Origin of the sequence: Guyparkeria sp. SB14A (assembly GCF_005096345.1) — a bacterium.
Taxonomy (GTDB): domain Bacteria; phylum Pseudomonadota; class Gammaproteobacteria; order Halothiobacillales; family Halothiobacillaceae; genus Guyparkeria; species Guyparkeria hydrothermalis.
Map to the genome: position 1 here is coordinate 45,672 of NZ_SWAW01000008.1, position 17,491 is coordinate 63,162.

Annotated in this window: 22 protein-coding genes; 13 read left to right on the forward strand and 9 right to left on the reverse strand. The window is 67.6% G+C overall.

Translation table 11 applies throughout. The annotated features are described in order from the left end of the window. Positions 1–2 precede the first annotated feature (2 nt). The 8 genes from FAZ79_RS05075 to FAZ79_RS05110 all read right to left on the reverse strand — a co-directional run bounded on the left by FAZ79_RS05075 (position 3) and on the right by FAZ79_RS05110 (position 5,972). Positions 3–326 carry an STAS domain-containing protein gene (locus FAZ79_RS05075; protein WP_136866894.1) on the reverse strand — a complete coding sequence of 108 codons (324 nt, stop codon included), beginning with the start codon at positions 324–326 and terminating at the stop codon, positions 3–5. Then, positions 307–966 (reverse strand): ABC transporter substrate-binding protein, encoded by a 660-nt coding sequence (locus FAZ79_RS05080; protein ID WP_136866895.1) that lies wholly within the window; start codon positions 964–966, stop codon positions 307–309. The genes FAZ79_RS05075 and FAZ79_RS05080 overlap by 20 nt, the downstream gene beginning before the upstream one ends. Before the next feature lie 45 nt (positions 967–1,011). Continuing rightward, positions 1,012–2,421 (reverse strand): TolC family protein, encoded by a 1,410-nt coding sequence (locus tag FAZ79_RS05085; protein ID WP_136866896.1) that lies wholly within the window; start codon positions 2,419–2,421, stop codon positions 1,012–1,014. Continuing rightward, entirely contained in the window at positions 2,418–2,876 is a 459-nt protein-coding gene (gene mlaD / locus FAZ79_RS05090) for an outer membrane lipid asymmetry maintenance protein MlaD (RefSeq protein ID WP_136866897.1), read from the reverse strand. The genes FAZ79_RS05085 and mlaD overlap by 4 nt, the downstream gene beginning before the upstream one ends. Positions 2,877–2,880: 4 nt before the next feature. Further along, complete coding sequence (mlaE, locus tag FAZ79_RS05095) at positions 2,881–3,669, reverse strand: lipid asymmetry maintenance ABC transporter permease subunit MlaE (protein WP_136866898.1); 789 nt, start codon at positions 3,667–3,669, stop codon at positions 2,881–2,883. Next, entirely contained in the window at positions 3,666–4,466 is an 801-nt protein-coding gene (locus FAZ79_RS05100) for an ATP-binding cassette domain-containing protein (protein ID WP_136866927.1), read from the reverse strand. Before FAZ79_RS05100 ends, mlaE begins: the two co-directional genes overlap by 4 nt. Before the next feature lie 23 nt (positions 4,467–4,489). After that, positions 4,490–4,978 (reverse strand): hypothetical protein, encoded by a 489-nt coding sequence (locus FAZ79_RS05105; protein ID WP_136866899.1) that lies wholly within the window; start codon positions 4,976–4,978, stop codon positions 4,490–4,492. Between the two features lie 121 nt (positions 4,979–5,099). Beyond that, the gene (locus tag FAZ79_RS05110; RefSeq protein ID WP_136866900.1) at positions 5,100–5,972 is read right to left on the reverse strand and encodes a formylglycine-generating enzyme family protein; all 873 of its coding nucleotides are present in this window, start codon (positions 5,970–5,972) and stop codon (positions 5,100–5,102) included. 191 nt (positions 5,973–6,163) lie between these two features. Between FAZ79_RS05110 and FAZ79_RS05115 the strand changes: the two genes are divergently transcribed. The 13 genes from FAZ79_RS05115 (at position 6,164) to FAZ79_RS05175 (ending at position 16,049) form a co-directional block, all read left to right on the forward strand. Next, a complete protein-coding gene (locus FAZ79_RS05115) occupies positions 6,164–7,150 on the forward strand; it encodes a KpsF/GutQ family sugar-phosphate isomerase (RefSeq protein ID WP_136866901.1) in 987 nt (328 codons plus the stop codon). Continuing rightward, positions 7,150–7,683, forward strand: a complete 534-nt coding sequence (locus FAZ79_RS05120; RefSeq protein WP_136866902.1) for an HAD-IIIA family hydrolase — start codon at positions 7,150–7,152, stop codon at positions 7,681–7,683. Before FAZ79_RS05115 ends, FAZ79_RS05120 begins: the two co-directional genes overlap by 1 nt. Next, positions 7,653–8,306, forward strand: coding sequence for an LPS export ABC transporter periplasmic protein LptC (gene lptC / locus FAZ79_RS05125; RefSeq protein ID WP_169303591.1), 654 nt, complete (start codon positions 7,653–7,655; stop codon positions 8,304–8,306). The genes FAZ79_RS05120 and lptC overlap by 31 nt, the downstream gene beginning before the upstream one ends. A 128-nt stretch (positions 8,307–8,434) precedes the next feature. Next, the gene (gene lptA / locus FAZ79_RS05130) at positions 8,435–8,941 is read left to right on the forward strand and encodes a lipopolysaccharide transport periplasmic protein LptA (RefSeq protein ID WP_169303592.1); all 507 of its coding nucleotides are present in this window, start codon (positions 8,435–8,437) and stop codon (positions 8,939–8,941) included. Then, the gene (lptB, locus tag FAZ79_RS05135) at positions 8,931–9,725 is read left to right on the forward strand and encodes an LPS export ABC transporter ATP-binding protein (RefSeq protein ID WP_247709498.1); all 795 of its coding nucleotides are present in this window, start codon (positions 8,931–8,933) and stop codon (positions 9,723–9,725) included. Before lptA ends, lptB begins: the two co-directional genes overlap by 11 nt. A 588-nt stretch (positions 9,726–10,313) precedes the next feature. Further along, complete coding sequence (locus FAZ79_RS05140) at positions 10,314–11,789, forward strand: RNA polymerase factor sigma-54 (RefSeq protein ID WP_136866929.1); 1,476 nt, start codon at positions 10,314–10,316, stop codon at positions 11,787–11,789. Between the two features lie 22 nt (positions 11,790–11,811). Next, positions 11,812–12,105 (forward strand): ribosome-associated translation inhibitor RaiA, encoded by a 294-nt coding sequence (gene raiA, locus FAZ79_RS05145; protein WP_136866905.1) that lies wholly within the window; start codon positions 11,812–11,814, stop codon positions 12,103–12,105. Positions 12,106–12,286: 181 nt separating this feature from the next. Then, a complete protein-coding gene (locus tag FAZ79_RS05150; protein WP_136866906.1) occupies positions 12,287–12,769 on the forward strand; it encodes a PTS sugar transporter subunit IIA in 483 nt (160 codons plus the stop codon). 313 nt (positions 12,770–13,082) lie between these two features. Beyond that, complete coding sequence (locus FAZ79_RS05155; protein WP_136866907.1) at positions 13,083–14,048, forward strand: hypothetical protein; 966 nt, start codon at positions 13,083–13,085, stop codon at positions 14,046–14,048. Next, on the forward strand, positions 14,045–14,926 hold the full coding sequence (rapZ, locus tag FAZ79_RS05160; RefSeq protein ID WP_136866908.1) for an RNase adapter RapZ: 882 nt from the start codon (positions 14,045–14,047) through the stop codon (positions 14,924–14,926). The genes FAZ79_RS05155 and rapZ overlap by 4 nt, the downstream gene beginning before the upstream one ends. A gap of 86 nt (positions 14,927–15,012) precedes the next feature. Continuing rightward, a complete protein-coding gene (locus tag FAZ79_RS05165) occupies positions 15,013–15,414 on the forward strand; it encodes a PTS fructose transporter subunit IIA (protein WP_136866909.1) in 402 nt (133 codons plus the stop codon). After that, the gene (locus FAZ79_RS05170) at positions 15,411–15,701 is read left to right on the forward strand and encodes an HPr family phosphocarrier protein (protein WP_136866910.1); all 291 of its coding nucleotides are present in this window, start codon (positions 15,411–15,413) and stop codon (positions 15,699–15,701) included. The genes FAZ79_RS05165 and FAZ79_RS05170 overlap by 4 nt, the downstream gene beginning before the upstream one ends. A gap of 18 nt (positions 15,702–15,719) precedes the next feature. Beyond that, positions 15,720–16,049, forward strand: a complete 330-nt coding sequence (locus FAZ79_RS05175) for a hypothetical protein (RefSeq protein ID WP_136866911.1) — start codon at positions 15,720–15,722, stop codon at positions 16,047–16,049. A 123-nt stretch (positions 16,050–16,172) separates the two neighbouring features. On the opposite strand, the gene hemL is transcribed toward FAZ79_RS05175, so the two are convergent. Next, a complete protein-coding gene (gene hemL / locus FAZ79_RS05180) occupies positions 16,173–17,462 on the reverse strand; it encodes a glutamate-1-semialdehyde 2,1-aminomutase (RefSeq protein ID WP_136866912.1) in 1,290 nt (429 codons plus the stop codon). Positions 17,463–17,491: the final 29 nt, after the last annotated feature.

The window sequence follows — 17,491 nt, forward strand, 5'->3', positions numbered from 1 at the left end:
GGCTAATCCAGGCCGGTCTCAAGCGGCATCAAGCCCTCGAGACCGTACACCGCCATCATCTGGCGCATGGCCTGGGGCGCGTGAGTGTATCGCAGACGGATGCCTTTTGCCTCGGCCTGGGCCTGAATGGCGGCCAGCCAGGCCAGTCCCGCGGTGTCGATCCGCTTGACCTGGCCGAGGTGCACGTCCACCGCCGGACCGACGACGTCACCGGGCAGATCGACCGATTGGCGATCGAACCCCGCGCGCAGCAAGGCCCCGCTCAGGCGAATGACGCCCGGTTCGACCCGCAGGGACCAGCCGCGTTCAGTTCCGGCCGTCTTCATTCTGCTCCCGCAGGGTGCTGATCAGCCCGTCGATGCCGTCACGCTGGATCTTCTGCGCGAAGCTGCCACGGTAGTTGTTGACCAGGCTGATGCCGTCGACCACGACGTCGTAGGACTTCCACTCGCCGTCGACCGGCGCCATGCGGTAGGCCACGGGCACGGTTCCCAGATCACCCCCGGAGACCTCGGACTCGACCACCAGCTCGTCGTCCGCCCCGCCCGGCTTGGTGCCGACGATCTCGATCTCCTGGTTGCCGAGCGCCGAGAGGGGGCCCGCGTAGGTGCGCACCAGCAGACGCTGGAACTCCTTGTTGAACTGGGCGCGCTGGGAGGCGGTGGCCTGGCGGTAGTAGCGCCCCAGGACCAGACGGGTCATGCGCTCGGAATCGACGTGCGGCAACAGCAGCCGGTCGACGATCTCCAGCAACGCCTCGGGGTCGGCCTCGACCGCCGCCTGGTTGTCACGGATCTCGCTGATCACCGCCTCGGCCGTGGATTCCACCAGCTCGCGGGCATCCGCCTCGGTGGGTTCGGCGCGCGCCGTCACGCTCAGACCGGCCAGCAACAGGCCGATCAACCCAAGGCTGGGAAACGATACGCGCGAGTGTCGGGCAAACGGGGACAGGGCAATGCTCATCATGGATTTTTGGTCTTCTTTGCGGATGGTGTCCAGGGGCGATCGCGCTTATTGCGGATAATCGCCGGTCGCGATCGCCAGCTGGGCGACGCTCATGTTGAAGTCGTTGATGGCGCGGAAGTAGTCCGCCTGTGCCTCGGTGTTGGCCTTGACCGCCTCGGCCAGTTCCTCGCCGCCGACCAGGCCGGCCTGATAGTCCATGAAGGTCGAGACCATCCACTTGCGCGTGTTGCCCTTGGCGGCATCGAGCGCGCGGATCTGGCGCTCCAGCCCGTGGGCGGTGTGGTAGGCCTCGGCCACCTGGAAGGGAATGCCCTGGCGGGCGAGCTGGGCCTTGGCCACCACGCCCTGCAGCTGCGCCTCGGCATCGCTCACGTTGGCGCGCATCACGCCGGGGTTGAAATCCCACTGCAGGCCAACGACGGGCGCGGCGTAGGCCTGGTTGAGCGGCTGGTTAATGTAGGGGTTGTTCAAGCGATCCCGTCCCGGGGTGTACGTCGCCCCGGCGATCACGCCGGCATACAGGTTCGGATAGCGCTCGCTCTTGCGCGCCGCGACGTAGTTGCGCATCGCCGCCTGGCCGTTCTCGGCCATGGCCATTTCCGGGCGCTGGGCCAGGGCGCGGTCGGCCAGCTCGGCCAGTCCGCCCTCGGGCAAGGTCACCGGCTCGATGCGTGGGTCGGCCACCTCGATGCTCGAGGTGATCGGCACGCCGATGATGGTCTTCAGGCCGTCGATCGCGATGGCCTCGACGCTGCCCGCCTCGGCGAGATACCGCTCGAGCTGGGCCGCGCCGCTCTCCAGCGCGTAGAGCTGGCTCATCGGCACCTCGCCGGCCTGGGCATCCTCGCGCATGTCCTCGCGCGTGCGGTCGACCTGTCGCTTGACGCCCTCGAGCATGCGCCGCGTATCGCGCGCGGCCAGATAACCCCAGTAGGCACGACGAACGGTCAGCCAGGTCTCGCCGCGGGCCAGGGCCACCTCGGATGCCTTCACGTCGCGGTTGAGCCGCGCGGCGTTGCCATAGTTCTCCAGCTTGCCGAAGGTGTAGAGCGGCTGGATGATCGAGGCGGTCAGGCCGCTGGTGACGGTCAAGCCCTCGTCGAGCTCGTTGCCGTCGTCACGCAGGGTGCAGGACTCGCCCGCCGGACAGGTATTCGTGCCATTGGTGAAGATGCCGTCCTCGGCCTTCGGCGCGAGCCCCATGAACAGGTTGGCCGAAACGCGCACCCCGCCCTCGCCCTTGACGCGCTCGATCAGCGCCTGGGCGCGCGCAACGTTGGCCCGCTGCTCCTCGATGCGCGGATCGGCGTGCAGGGCCATGTCGGTGGCCTGTTCGAGGGTAATCGGCTCGCCCGGTGGTGTCTCGGCCCGCACCGTGGTGGAGGCCAGCCCCGCCAGGGCCGCCGTCAGGAGCAGCGCACCGCCCCACTCAATGAATCCATCTCGCTTGTTCATTCTTTTGCCTTGTCGAACAGGAACTTGGAAACCACGCTCTCGAGGATGATGGCCGACTGGGTCATCGTGATCCGGTCGCCGTCCTCCAGCGATTCGATTGCCCCGCCGGGGGAAATCTCGACGTATTGCGCCCCGAGCAACCCGGCAGTGTAGATGTTGGCGAAGGAATCGGTCGGCAGGTTGTCGTACTTGTCGTCGATCACCATGCGCACCTCCGCCTGGAACGTCTCCGGATGGATCTCGATCGAATCCACCCGGCCGATGGTCAGGCCGGCCAGCTTGACCGGCGACTGCACGGTCAGCCCGCCGACGTTGTCGAAACGGGCCGTGACCTCGTAACCGCTGACGCGACTGGCGCCGAAATTACTCCACTGCAGGGCCATCACCATCAGTGCGGCGATCCCGGCGAGCACGAACAGCCCGACGACCAGCTCGACTCCACGTTGCACATTCATTCCATCACGCCCCAAACATGAAAGCCGTCATTACAAAATCCAGTCCCAGCACGGCGAGCGAGCTCAAGACCACGGTCTGCGTGGTCGCGCGCGCCATGCCGCTCGCCGTGGGCTCGGCCCGGTATCCCTCATAGACCGAGATCAGCGCAATCACCGCACCGAAGGCCAGCGACTTGATCGCCCCGCCGCCAACGTCGTCCCAGGCCTCCATCTGCTCTCGAATCTGGCCCCAGTATGAGGCCTGGTCGACGCCCAGCACCACGACCCCGATCAAGTAGCCGCCGACGATACCCACCAGCGAGAACAGCGCGGCCAGCAACGGCACCGAGATCATCGCCCCCCAGAACCGCGGGCCGATCACGCGACGCAGCGGATCGACCGCCATCATCTCCAGCGCGGCGAGTTGCTCGGTGGTCTTCATCAGGGCGATCTCGGCGGTGATCGCCGAGCCGGCCCGCCCGGCGAACAGCAAGGCGGCGACCACGGGCCCCAGCTCGCGCACCAGCGACAGGGCCACCATCACACCCAGCGATTCGCTCGCGTTGAAGTTCGACAGGATGTTGTAGCCCTGCAACCCCAGCACCAGCCCGACGAATCCGCCGGCGACCAGGATGATCACCAGCGAGAGCACGCCGGCGGCATAGACCTGCTGCAGGATGTCCCGCGGCCGGGTCCAGGTGGGAATGAGCACCCAGGCAAGCTCGACGGCGAACAGTGCCATCGACCCCGCGTGCTGCACCCCGTCCAGGAACAGCCGCCCGAGCCGGGCGATCGCGTCGACAACCGCTTTCATCGATCGCCTCCCAGCCCGAGGTCCGCCGCCAACGGCGCCTCGTCCTCGGCGGCGTTGAGCGGCCCCTCGGCCGCCCCGTCCAAGAACTGCGCCAGGGCCGGTTCGTGCTCGCGCTGGGCGCGCACCTCCTCGGGCGTGCCCCGGCCGATCACCCGCCCGCCGGCAATCACGATCACCTGGTCGGCGATGCTCAGTGCCTCGCTGACATCGTGGGTGACGACAATGCTGGTCAACCCGAGCGCGTCGTTGAGACGACGGATCAGGCGCAGCAACACGCCCATGCTCACCGGGTCCTGCCCGGCGAACGGTTCGTCGTAGAGCATGATCTCGGGATCCAGCGCCATCGCTCGAGCCAGGGCCGCGCGGCGTGCCATGCCGCCGGAAAGCTCGGCCGGGTACTTCTCACGCGCCGAACGCAGGCCGACCGCCTCGAGTTTGAACAGCACGATGCGTTCGATCAGTGCCTCGTCGAGTCGCGAATGGGCCCGCAGGGGAAAGGCGACGTTCTCTCCCACGGTGAGATCCGTGAACAGGGCGCCATTCTGGAACAGCACGCCCATGCGCCGACGCAGCGCATACAGCGCCTTGCGGCGGACACGCGAGACCTCGATGCCGTCGACCAGCACCCGGCCGTGGGCCGGACGGACCTGCCCGCCGATCAGGCGCAGCAACGTGGTCTTGCCGGTCCCCGACGGCCCCAGCACTGCCGTGACCTGCCCGCGCGGAAACCGCATGTCGACGTCATCGAAGATCACCTGCTCGCCGCGGGCAAATCGCACCCCGTCAAGCTCGATCATCGCGGCCGTGTCGCGCCGCTCGCTCACCGTCCCATCAACTCCACCAGGGTCCGCAGGCGGTCGACCGTGGCGACCGAAGGCGGCTCGCCCTCGACGAACAGGGCCGCCTCGGCGGGCGCCTGGTCGAGGAAGGCCGAGAGCCAGGCATGCAGGTCCGCCGGCTGGTCGCTTGCCGGCACCAGGCCGACCACGGCCGGTTGATCGCCCCCCTCGGGGCGCCAGACCGGGGTGTCGTCACCCAGGCGGACGATGGCATGGCGACCGGCGTCGGCCAGCGACTGCCAGGCTGCCGACCAGGCGGCGTCTTCGACCACGACGAATACCGCGTTGGGCGAGTCGTCCAGCTCGGCGAGCACGGTCTCGACATCCGGGTCGTCACCGGCCACCCACAGGGCGTCCTGCTCGTTGAGCAGGTAGGCCACCCGCCATTCGGCCGGCATCTCGGGATCGAAGAAACTCGACTCGAGTGCCGGCGAACGCCGCTGGCGCAGACCCAGATGTATCGCCTTCATCGCCGTTGCCTACCTCGGGAATTCATTCGACGCACCCGCTCCGAGCGCCCTCGGCTGGGCCGTTCGGGATGCGGGACACGTCGTTCGGATCACATGCGTGACCGCGCATGATACACGGCGCTCAGGCCTCGATCTCGCGCACCAGGCGAAATCCGAGGTTGAGGTCGAATTCGTCCTGATGGCGACGCGCCCGCGAGCCGCTGCGACATGCCCCCGGCGGGTCGAACCACGAACCGCCGCGCACCGCGCGCAGGTGACGGTATTTGCGGTCGATGCTCCGGTACGGGCGGTCGCCGGGACGCGGCCCGCCGGGATAGGCGTCGTGCCAATGATCCTGGGTGAATTCCTGCACGTTGCCGTGGACCTCGTAGAGCCCCCAGGCGTTGGGCGGCAGGCTACCCACCCGCACCGGCTTGCCGATCCCGCAAAGAAACAGCCCGCGAGTGCAGTGCAGGCCGCCGGCACAATTGACTTCCTCGCGACGAATCCGGTCTCCGAAGCAGAACATGGTGTCGGTGCCGGCGCGCGCCGCGTATTCCCACTCGGCCTCCGTGGGCAGCCGATAGCGTTGCCCGGTCGCCTCGCTCAACCAGCGCGCGTAGGCCTCGGCATCGTGGGCCGAGACGTTGTACATGGGAAACTCGGGGTCGTTCCAGCTGTAGGGACGCGGGCGGCGATGCCCACTCGCCTGCAGGAAGGCCAGGTATTCGCGGCGACGGATGGCACCGCGGGTAATCGCGAACGCGCGATCGAGGTAGACCTCGTGGCGTGGCTGCTCGAAGGCCCGCGCCCCGTGCTCGGTCACGCGGCTGCCCATCCAGAACCCGCCGGCCGGGATCACCGCCACCTCGGGGGCCGGCTCGCCGCCGGCCTCGCCGTCCCGGAAGAACACCTCAAGACCAAGGCGATGGGCCGTCTCGCGCTGCCGCTCGATCACCTTGTCGACAGGATCCACCTCGATGGTCCGTTCGCTCGCCGTGGCTATCGGCTGCATGCGCTCACCTCCAGGACGTTGGGATTGACCGGCGCGGGAACCGACGAGGCCCGGCCGGAGTCGACAGACAGCCGCCAACGAGTGGGCAACGCCGAGCAGGACGCCGGCAGCGATACGCTACGGGCCGCCCGTCCGCAGCGGACTGATATACTCCGAAACCCGAAAATCTTAGCATGCCAACCGGATACCCCATGGAGCCCAACGCCCTGCATCCCGACAACCTGCTGCGCATGGCCCGCGAGGTGATCGACATCGAATGCCAGGCCATCGACGCGCTCCCCGCGCGGCTCGACCAGGCGTTCGTCGACGCCTGCCGCCTGATGATCGACTGCGAAGGCCGCGTGATCGTTACCGGCATGGGCAAGTCGGGGCATATCGGCGGCAAGATCGCCGCCACCCTGGCGAGCACGGGCACCCCGGCGTTCTTCGTCCACCCGGGCGAGGCGAGCCACGGCGACCTGGGCATGATCACCGATCGCGACGTGGTCATCGCCCTGTCGAATTCCGGCGAGACCGGCGAGATGCTGGCCATCCTGCCCGTCATCAAGCGCCTCGGCGTCGGCCTGGTCGCCATGACCGGCCGGCCGGACTCGACCCTGGCCCAGGCTGCCGACGTGCACCTCGACGTCGGCGTCGACCGGGAGGCCTGCCCGCTTAACCTGGCCCCCACCGCCAGCACCACCGCGACCCTGGTGATGGGCGATGCGCTGGCCGTGGCCCTGCTCGACGCGCGCGGGTTCCAGCCCGAGGATTTCGCCCTCTCCCACCCCGGCGGCTCGCTGGGCCGCCGCCTGCTGCTGCACGTGCGGGACGTGATGCACACCGGCAAGCAGTTGCCGCGCGTGGGTCCGCGCCAGAGCGTCAAGCAGGCCCTGCTGGTGATGTCCTCGGGCGGACTCGGCATGGCGGCCGTGGTCGACGAGGGCGACCATCTGCTGGGACTGTTCACCGACGGCGACCTGCGTCGCCTGCTCGATCGCAGCGACTTCGACCTCGACTGCCCGATCGAGAAGGTCATGACACCCGATCCGCGCACCTGTCCGGCCAACGTGCTCGCCGCCGAGGCCATGGCGATGATGGAGCGCGACAAGATCAATGGCCTGCTGGTCGTCGACGAGCAGAAGCGCCTCGTCGGCGCACTGAACATGCACGACCTGTTGCGGGCGGGGGTGGCGTGATGTCGGACAAGAACGACACCTGGATCGAGCGGGCCCGCCGGGTCCGCCTGCTGGTACTCGACGTCGACGGCGTGATGACCGACGGCCGCCTGCACCTGACCGAGGACGGCGAGGAACACAAGATATTCCACAGCCGTGACGGCCACGGCATCAAGGTGATCCAGGAACTGGGCGTGGACGTGGCGATCATTACCGGGCGGTCCTCGCCGGCGGTCAGCCGACGGGCCAAGTCGCTGGGCATCCAGCACGTGGTGCTCGGCGCGACCGACAAGGGCCAGGCGATCGAGGAACTGGCCCAGTTGCTCGAGATCGAGCTCGACGAGATTGCGGCGATGGGCGACGACGTCCTCGACCTGCCCATGCTCAACCGGGCCGGCCTGTCGGCGACGGTCAGCGATGCGCCGATGGTAATCCGCAGCCGCGTCGACTGGATCAGCCCGGTGCCCGGCGGCTGTGGCGCGGTCCGGGCATTGATCGACACCTTGATCGACGCGCGCGACCAGTGGGCCGACGTGCTGGCACGGTACCGCTGATCGTGCGCTGGTCGGCCTCGTCTCGCCTCAACCGTGTCTTCCTGGGCGTTGCCGGGCTTGGGGTGCTCGCCTGGCTGGCCTGGCACAACCTGGCGGACGAGCTGGTCCCACCCAGCGACGATGGCGGTGGCTACGCCCAGCGTCTCGATCAGGCCAGCAGCTGGCAATACGACGAGCAGGGGCGGCTCGCCTACCGACTCGACACGCCGCAGGCCATCCAGCTGGATCGGGCCGATGGCGACCGCTACGAAATGGACGCCCCCACCGCCACGCTGATCGACGAGGCACCCAATGCGCCGCCATGGACACTGCGCGCCGATGCCGGCACGGTGAGCGAGCGCGGCGAGACGATCGAGATGACCGGTTCGGTCCACGCGCAGCGCGCGCCCTACCAGGAACGCGGGCGCCTCGAGCTGACCACCGAGCAGCTCTGGCTCCACCCCGCCGAGCGCCAGGCACGCACCGACGTCCCGGGGCGCCTGAGCGAAACCGCCCCGGACGGGTCGCCGCGCTGGCACAGCGACGCCGACCGGCTTGCCCTCGACTGGGGCAACGAGGTTCTGACCCAGACCGGGCAGATCCGCGACGAAATCCAGCCCGGCTCGACCGGGAACACCGACTAGGCCGGCCCGTCGGGCACGGTTGCCCCGAGACGGCCGGAAGGCAGGAAGGACACACCATGCAGATCACAGCGACATCCCTCCACGCATCACGGGCTCGCTCCCCTCGGCTGACCGCCCGAGCCAATCGAGTGGCCATTGGGCTGGCCATCGGACTGTCCATGGGGCTGGGCTCGTCGACGGCACTGGCCGCCCAGGCCGACCGCAACCAACCGGTCAAGGTCCAGGCGGACAAGAAGGTGACCAAGTACCAGGAAGGCACCAGCGTCTACACCGGCGACGTGGTGATCGATCAGGGCAGCCTGCACGCCACGGGCCAGCGCGCCACGCTCTACCTCGAGGACGGCGAGCTGGTGCGCGCGGTGCTCGAGGGGCGCCCCGCCACCTTCCGCGAACGCGACGAGGAAGGGAACTGGGTCGAAGGCGAGGCGCTCCAGGCGGACTACCGCACCGCCGAGGGCACGGTCGTGCTGACCGACGAGGCCTGGCTCAAGCGCAGCGGCGACGAGATCCGTTCGGATCGCATCACCTACGATCTCGCCACCGAGGTGGTCGAGGCCGGCGAGGAAGGCGGCAAATCGCGGGTCGAAATGACCCTGCAACCGCGCAACAAGGAAGGCGGCAACGGTGGCGACTGAGGCATCCATGTATCACGCCGAGACGCGCACAGAGTCCCCGGCCACCGGACAGCCGCGCACGGCCCTGCTCGAGGCGCGCAGCCTGTCGAAGAGCTACGGCGCCCGTCCCGTGGTGCGCGATGTCTCGCTGCACGTCGAGGCCGGCGAGATCGTGGGGCTGCTGGGGCCAAACGGCGCCGGCAAGACCACCAGCTTCTACATGATCGTCGGCCTGGTCGGGGTCGACCAGGGGGCGGTCTTCCTCGATGGCCGCGACATCACGCACACGCCCATCGACCGACGCGCCCACCTCGGGCTGGGCTACCTGCCGCAGGAACCGTCGGTGTTCCGCAAGCTGTCGGTGCGCGAGAACATCCTCGCCATCCTCGAGCTGCGCCGCGATCTCGACCGGGCCACGCGTCGACAGGCGCTCGACGAGTTGCTCGAGGAACTCAACATCACCCACATCGCCGACTCGAAGGGCCAGTCGCTCTCGGGTGGCGAGCGACGCCGGGTGGAGATCGCCCGCGCGCTGGCGGCCAATCCCCGCGCCATGCTGCTCGACGAACCGTTTGCCGGCATCGATCCCATTTCGGTGATCGACATCCAGCGCATCATCGAGCACTTGCGGGACCGCGGCATCGGCGTGCTGATCACCGACCACAACGTCCGCGAGACCCTCGGCGTGTGCAAGCGGGCCTACATCGTCTCCGACGGCAGCATCCTGGCACACGGCACGGCCGACGAGCTCCTCGCCAACCAGTCGGTGCGCGACGTCTACCTCGGCCAGGACTTCACCCTCTAGGGAAACTCTGCACGATTCGATGACGTCTCTGCGGGACCTCCAAGGGTCCAGATGCAAGGCGCAGTCCGCCGTAAAGGGCCGTCGCCCTTTACAAGGGCTGAACCGGATCGGCAGGACGCCGATCCGGCCGGCGCAAGCCGGCCCGAAGGGCGGGGTTCATGGACGAACCCCGCGACGCCGCAGATGGGCCCTTGAAGGCCCGCCCGGACGGGGCGCGCGGGATTTGCCCGCACTCGTCGTTGCCGTCCCTCGACGGGCAGCAAGCCCGTCTTCGGATCGGCGCCTCGATTGCGAACAAACCCGCGAGCCAGAGATGCCATCGAATCGTGCAGAGTTTCCCCAGGGAAACCCTGCACCGGACCATTCGTTCGAAATGGCGATCCGCTCGACCGACGAGCGGCGCGGCGGATCGGGCAAAACCGTTGGCACAGTGCGGTATCGATCGGCTAAACTCGACGCCATGCAAATTGCGTGCGCACGTCACCCTTACCCCCCGGCTCCGACCTGGCTTCCCGCCCGGTTTGCCGCTTCCACGATTCGTCCCCACCCTACCCTCGTTTTGACCCCCGGAGGCGCGACATGGCCGGCATGAAGGCAGGTCTCGAGCTTCGCCTGGGCCAGTCGCTGGCCATGACGCCGCAGTTGCAGCAGTCCATCCGCCTGCTGCAGCTCTCCACGCTGGAGCTGAGCCTGGAGATCCAGCAGGCGCTGGACAGCAACCCGCTCCTGGAAGTGGCCGAGGACGAGCGCGAGGAGGACGAGGCGACCGAGGCGACCACCGCCGAGGAACAGGACCCCGGCGCCCAGGCCGGCGAGGAACTGCTCGAGGATCGCAAGGACAAGTCGGCCGACGAGGACCTGGTGGTCGATTCTTCCTGGGACGACTACTACGAGTCCGACGGCAGCACCGCCCTGAGCGCCAGCGCCCCGGGCGAGGACTACGACCCCTTTGCCACGCAATCGACGGGTGAGGACAACCTCCGCGACCATCTGCTCAGCCAGGTCCATCTCGCCTCCCTCTCGGACACCGACCGTCGCATCGCCACCGCGCTGATCGAGTCGCTTGAGCCCTCCGGCTATCTCGAGGAACCGCTGGACGAGATCGTGGCCATGCTCGCCGAGGACCTGCCGGGAATCGACACCGAGGAGGTGGAGGCCACGCTCCATTACATTCAGCAGCTCGACCCGGTCGGGGTGGCGGCGCGATCGCTGGCCGAATGCCTGACCATCCAGATCGACCAGCATCACGCCGACGACCCGGCGGCCGACGATGCCCGCGCCCTGCTCCAGGACGACTGGCTCGAGGCCATCGCCCGGCGCGAGCTGCCGCAGGTGATCAAGGGGCTGGGTATCAGCCGCGAGCGGCTCGAGGCCGCCCTCCGCCTGATCCAGGTGCTCGATCCCCGCCCGGGGCTGTCGATCGGCGACACCGCCGCCGACTACATCAAGCCGGACGTGATCGTCACCCACCGCGAGGATGGCTGGCATGTCGACCTCAACCCCGAAATCGCCCCGCGCCTGCGCGTGAACCAGACCTACGCCAGCCTCATCGACCGCTCCAGCCGCGGCAAGGACGCGACCTACATCCGCAACCACCTCCAGGAGGCCCGCTGGTTCATCAAGAGCCTGAGGAGCCGCAACGAGTCGTTGCTGAACGTGGCGCGGGAGATCGTGCGGCGCCAGATCGAGTTCTTCGAGCAGGGCGAGATCGCGATGAAACCGCTGGTGCTGCGCGAGATCGCCGAGACACTCGAACTGCACGAATCGACGGTCAGCCGGGTCACCACCAACAAGTACATGCTCACCCCGCGGGGCGTGTTCGAATTCAAGTATTTCTTCTCCAGCCACGTCGGCACCAGTGACGGGGGCGAATGTTCGGCCACCGCCATCCGCGCCCGCATCAAGAAGCTCGTCGAGGAAGAAAATCCCAAGAAGCCCTTGAGCGACGCCAAGATTGCGACCATGCTTGGAGACGAGGGGATCGACGTCGCGCGACGCACGATCGCCAAGTACCGCGAGGCGATGGGAATTGCCTCGTCAACAGACCGCAAGCGACTGATATAACGCACTTATTAAGGAGCGGCACATGCAGATAGACATCACCGGTCATCACGTCGACGTCACCGAGGCACTCAAGGCCCACGTCCACGACAAGTTCACGCGCCTCGAGCGTCACTTCGACAAGCTGGTGGATATCCACGTCATCCTGACTATCGAGCGCAAGGAAGCCCAGAAGGCCGAGGCCAACCTCCATGTCAGCGGGCAGGACATGCACGCCGAGGCCGTCACCGACGACATGTATGCCTCCATCGACGCCATGATCAACAAGCTCGACCGGCAGATCGTCAAGCACAAGGAAAAGCTGACCAGCCACCGCTGAGCTGGCCCCGCCGGCATGATCGCCGGCGGGCTGACGGAAGGAAGCCGACCGACAACGGCCTCCGTCTCGTCCGGATCGGTGTTGCACCGCAGGCGCAACACGCTATGATGCGCGCCGATTCAACCATTCCCGCCCCGACCCGCGAGCGATCCTCGCGGACCGTCGACCGACAGGGTGCTTAATGAATACTGCCGAGCTGTTTCCGATCCACCACATCCGGATCGACGAGCTGTACCAGAGCCGCAAGCGGGTTCTGGAGGTGCTCTCCGGCCTGCTCGCCGACGACGAACTCGGTGGCCAACAGGCCACCCGCATCTTCGAGGCGCTGGTCGCCCGCGAACGGCTGGGCTGCACGGCAATCGGTCATGGCATCGCCGTCCCCCACGGCCGGGTCGACGACATCCTGACCCCGCGTGGCGCATTGATCCGGCTGCGCGAAGGCGTCGATTTCGGTGCCCCCGATGGCGCACCGGTCACCCTGGTCATCGGCCTGGTCATCCCCGAGGATTGCCCGGAGCAACACCTGGAGATTCTCGGCCGCCTGGCACGCCACCTCAACGATGCCGACGAGCGCGACACCCTCATGGAGGCGCAGAGCGCCGAGCGTGTCCAGGCACTGATGGTAGAGTGGCTCAAGGACAGCGCGGAAGCGACCGCGAGCTAAGGGAAGGTCTGCACGAATCCGATACCGCTCTGCGCGCCTTGGGTCGGGCAGATACAAGGCGACCGTCCGCCGCGGAAGAGTTATTCTCTCTCCAAGGACGGCAACACCGCAGGTGCCCGACCCAAGGCGCGCAGAGCGGGGCTTGTCGAGCCGCCCGTGCTCCGCGTTACGATGTCTTGACGTGACCACCGGTACGCCGGCGACATCGCGCCTCGATCACGAACGGCTCGCCAAGCCAGAGTGGCATCGGATTCGCGCAGACCTTCCCTAAGCCGGGCCCAGGCCCGACCATCGGCTCTCGAACGGGCAGGCCATGATCCCGAGTTTCACCTACCAACACCTCCCCTCCAATGCGGGTGACGCCGACTGGCAGCAGGCACTGCCGGCCGACTGGGACGCCCCGGTCGCCGACGATCAGCGCCTGCTCGGCCCGGCCAACCCGTGGATCCCAACGCGCGTCGCGTTGATTTCACCTTCGCTACGCCACTACCTGCAATGTGGCGAGGAATGCCTCGAGCGCGCCAACGGTCCAGTCTCGGCGATCAGCGCCCCCCGGGTGATCATCCTCAGCCAGGCCCACGCCGACGTGCTGACCGACTGGCTCGACCGCCACGCCGCCGCGCCGAGCACGACGGCCGAAATCCACATCCTGAGCACGCACGAGGACGACGAGACGATTGCCCGTCGCCTGCGTCGCCTCTGCGGCCGCACCGACGAGGACTGGCGTCACGGAGTGTTCATGGAGATCAGCGGGCTGGGTGTATTGATCCGGGGGGCGGCCGGCATCGGCAAGAGCGAGGTGGCACTCGAGCTGCTCAGCCGCGGGCATCGGCTGGTGGCGGACGACGCCCCCTGTTTCATGGCCCACGGCGAGGAAGTGACCGGCTCCTGCCCCGATCGCCTGTTCGGCCTGCTGGAGGTGCGTGGCATCGGCATCGTGGATATCGGCGAGCTGTTCGGCAGCAACGCGCTCAAGGCACGCAAGTACCTGCGCCTGATCGTCGACCTATACCCCGCCGATGCCGGCCGGCGCATCGGCGCCGACGAACGGTTGTTCGGCGACCGGGGCAACGAGCGGGTCGCCGGACAAAGCATCCCGGTGTGGCGGCTGCCGGTGGCCCCGGGTCGCAACCTCGCCGTGCTGCTGGAGACGATCGTGCGCCAGCGCAACCTCGAACGCCAACGTGGCGGCCAGCCGACCAGCCCGCGGATCGCCAAGCTGTTCGCCGGGGGCGTGATCCCCGCCCGGCCCGATGAAAAGCCGGAGCCCTGGTCATGAACCGTGCCGTGCCCCGGCTGATACTCGTGACGGGCCAGTCCGGTTCCGGCAAGTCCGTGGCACTGGCCGCGCTCGAGGACAGCGGCTTCTACTGCATCGACAACCTGCCGCCCGACCTGCTCGATCACCTGGCCGAGAGTTACCTCGAAGGCGGCATCGTCGCCCGCGGCATCGCGATCAGCATCGATGCCCGCGCCCCCGAAAAGTCGCTCGCGAACCTGCCCGACCGGATCGACCGCCTCAAGGAGCGTCTGCCGCAACTCGAGATCAGCAGCCTCTTCCTCGAGGCCGACCGGCAACGCCTGATCACCCGGTTTTCCGAGACCCGGCGGCGCCACCCGCTCTCCTACCAGATCGAGAACCTGGTCGAGGCGATCGCGCGCGAGGGACAGCTGTTGATGCCGATTCGCGCCTACGCGGACCTGGTCATCGACACCAGCCTGACCACGGTCCACCAGCTGCGCGAGGACGTGCGCTCTCGTCTGATCGGCGAGAAGGAGGCCGGGCCCCGAATCCTGATCCAGTCGTTCGGCTTCAAGTTCGGCATCCCGCTGGATTCGGACTTTCTCTTCGACGTGCGCTTTTTGCCCAACCCGCACTGGGACACCTCGCTCAGACCGCACAGCGGGCTCGACCAGGCCGTGGTGGAATACCTGGAGCAACACCCGGTCACCCACGAGACGCGCACCCGCATCGGTGAATTCCTCGCCCACATGCTCACCCAGGCAAGTCGCAGCGATCGCAGCTATCTGACCTGCTCGATCGGCTGCACGGGCGGCAAGCATCGCTCGGTCTACCTGGTCGAGCAGATCGCTCGCGACCTGCGACCGGCGTTCGCCAACCTGGTGGTTCGACACCGTGATCTCGGCAACCACTGAGGCCATGCGGTCAGCCGCCCTGCCCCGCGCCGGTTTTTCGGTATGATGCACGCTTTGCCGAGCGCGATTGAGGAATCACTCCCGCAATGACCGTCGGAATCCTGCTGATTTGTCACAACGATATCGGGGGCCAGTTGATCGAGACGGCCACCGACATGCTCGAACGTCTGCCCACCCGGCTCGAGCACCTCGACGTGCGTCAGGACGACGACCCGATCGACCTGCTGAATGCCGCGCGTCGCCGCGTCACCGACCTCGACAGCGGCGAGGGGGTGCTGGTGATGACCGACATGTACGGCTCGACACCGTCGAACATCGCCCACCGGCTGCTGGACCAGCACGAGGTGCAGGTGCTCTCGGGCGTGAACCTTCCCATGCTCGTCCGCGCCCTGAACTATCCGCGCCTGCCGCTCGACGAGATGACGGCGAAGGCCTGCAGCGGCGGGCGCGAGGGCATCATCCAGGAAGGAGCGACCGACCGGCCATGAGCGAGAGCGATCCGACCGCAATCACGCGGGATCTGACCCTGCGCAACCGCCGGGGCCTGCACGCCCGGGCCGCGGCCCGATTTGCCGCCACGGCCGAGCAGTTCGAGAGCGACGTCGAGGTCGAATTCAACGACCGTCGCGTCAACGGCAAGTCCATCATGGGCCTGATGATGCTGGCCGCCGCCTGTGGCAAGACGATCACCGTCACCGCCACCGGCGACGATGCCGCCCGGGCCATCGAGGGCATCGCCGACCTGGTCGATGCCCGTTTCCACGAATCCGAATGACAGAGCACGGAGTAAAACATGCAGCGTAGAGGCAACTCAGCGAAAGACGGCTACGTCGGGATCGACAACGATCGCGACGGGGGCATGACGTTCCACGGTCGCCTGGTGCTCGACGCACGCGTCTTCGGCCTGATCCCGGAAGACGAGACCTGCGAGGGCTGGGAACTTGGCCGCCTGCAGGGCCTGGCCGACCGCGTCAATGCCGAATGGGACAAGCACGGCGGCGGCATCCCGAGCCTGCTGCCCGACGACCTGCGAAAGCGCCACGCCGAAATCTACGAGCGTCAGATGCAAAAGGCCCACGAAGCGGGCTGGGATCCGGACGCCAATCTCGAAGACGAGCAGTAAAACGACCGGGTTCCCGTCGCCCGCGACGGCCCCATAAATGTCAAAAGGCCGCCGGAATCCATGATTCCGGCGGCCTTTTTGCGTCTTGCGCGCCCACCCCGCGAGGGGGCGGGATCGGCGCGATCAGCCCGCCATGCGGGCCAGAACGCGTTCGGCGGCGGCGATGGTGGCGTCGATCTCCGCCTCGCCGTGGGCCATCGAGACAAACCCGGCCTCGAAGGAGGACGGCGCGAAGTAGACCCCCTCGTCGAGCATGCCGTGGAAGAAGGTCTTGAAGGCCTCCTTGTCACAGGCGGTCGCGTCGTTGAAGTTGGCCACGCGGTCCTTGTCGGTGAAGAACAGGCCGAACATGCCGCCGACGTTCTGGGTGATCATCGGAATGCCGTGCTCCCTGGCCGCCGCGGACAGGCCATCGCAGAGCGCCTGGGTGCGACGCGCGAGCACGTCGAAGAACCCGGGCACGCGGATCAGCTCGAGCGTCTTCACGCCCGCGGCCATCGCCATCGGGTTCCCCGAGAGCGTGCCGGCGTGATAGACCGGCCCCATCGGCGAGATCATCTCCATGATCTCGCGGCGACCACCGAAGGCGCCCACCGGCATGCCGCCGCCGATCACCTTGCCCATCGTGGTCAGGTCCGGCTTGATGCCGTAATGCGCTTGCGCCCCGCCCAACGCGACGCGGAACCCGGTCATCACCTCGTCGAAGATCAGCACGGCACCGTAGTCGTCGCAGACCTGGCGCAGGCCCTCGAGGAAGCCCGGCTCCGGCGGGATGCAGTTCATGTTGCCGACCACCGGCTCGACGATGATCGCGGCGACCTCGTCACCCACTTCCTCGAAGACCTTCTTCACCTGGTCGAGGTTGTTGTACTCGACCGTGGTGGTCAGGTCGGCGAACGCCTTCGGCACGCCCGGCGAGCTCGGCACGCCATGGGTGAGCGCCCCGGAGCCGGCCTCGACCAGCAGCGAATCGGAATGGCCGTGGTAGTTGCCCTGGAACTTGACGATGCGGTCGCGGCCGGTAAAGCCGCGCGCGAGGCGAATGGCGCTCATGGTCGCCTCGGTGCCCGAGGACGTCAGGCGCACCATGTCCATCGACGGCACCAGCTCGCAGAGCAGATCGGCCATGCGCGTCTCGCTGACCGTCGGCGCCCCGAACGACAGGCCGCTCTTGGCCGCCTCGCGGACCGCGTCGATCACCTCGGGATGCGCGTGACCCAGGATCATCGGCCCCCAGGAACCGACGTAGTCGATGTAGGCCTGGTCGTGCTCGTCGAAAAAGCGTGCGCCCTCGGCGCGCTTGACGAAGACGGGATCGCCGCCGACCGAACCGAAGGCACGCACCGGCGAATTCACCCCACCGGGGATGTGGGCCTGGGCGCGTTCGAACAGCTCGTGGTTGGATGCGGTCATCTGGGGATTCTCCGGATCGTGATGAGTTC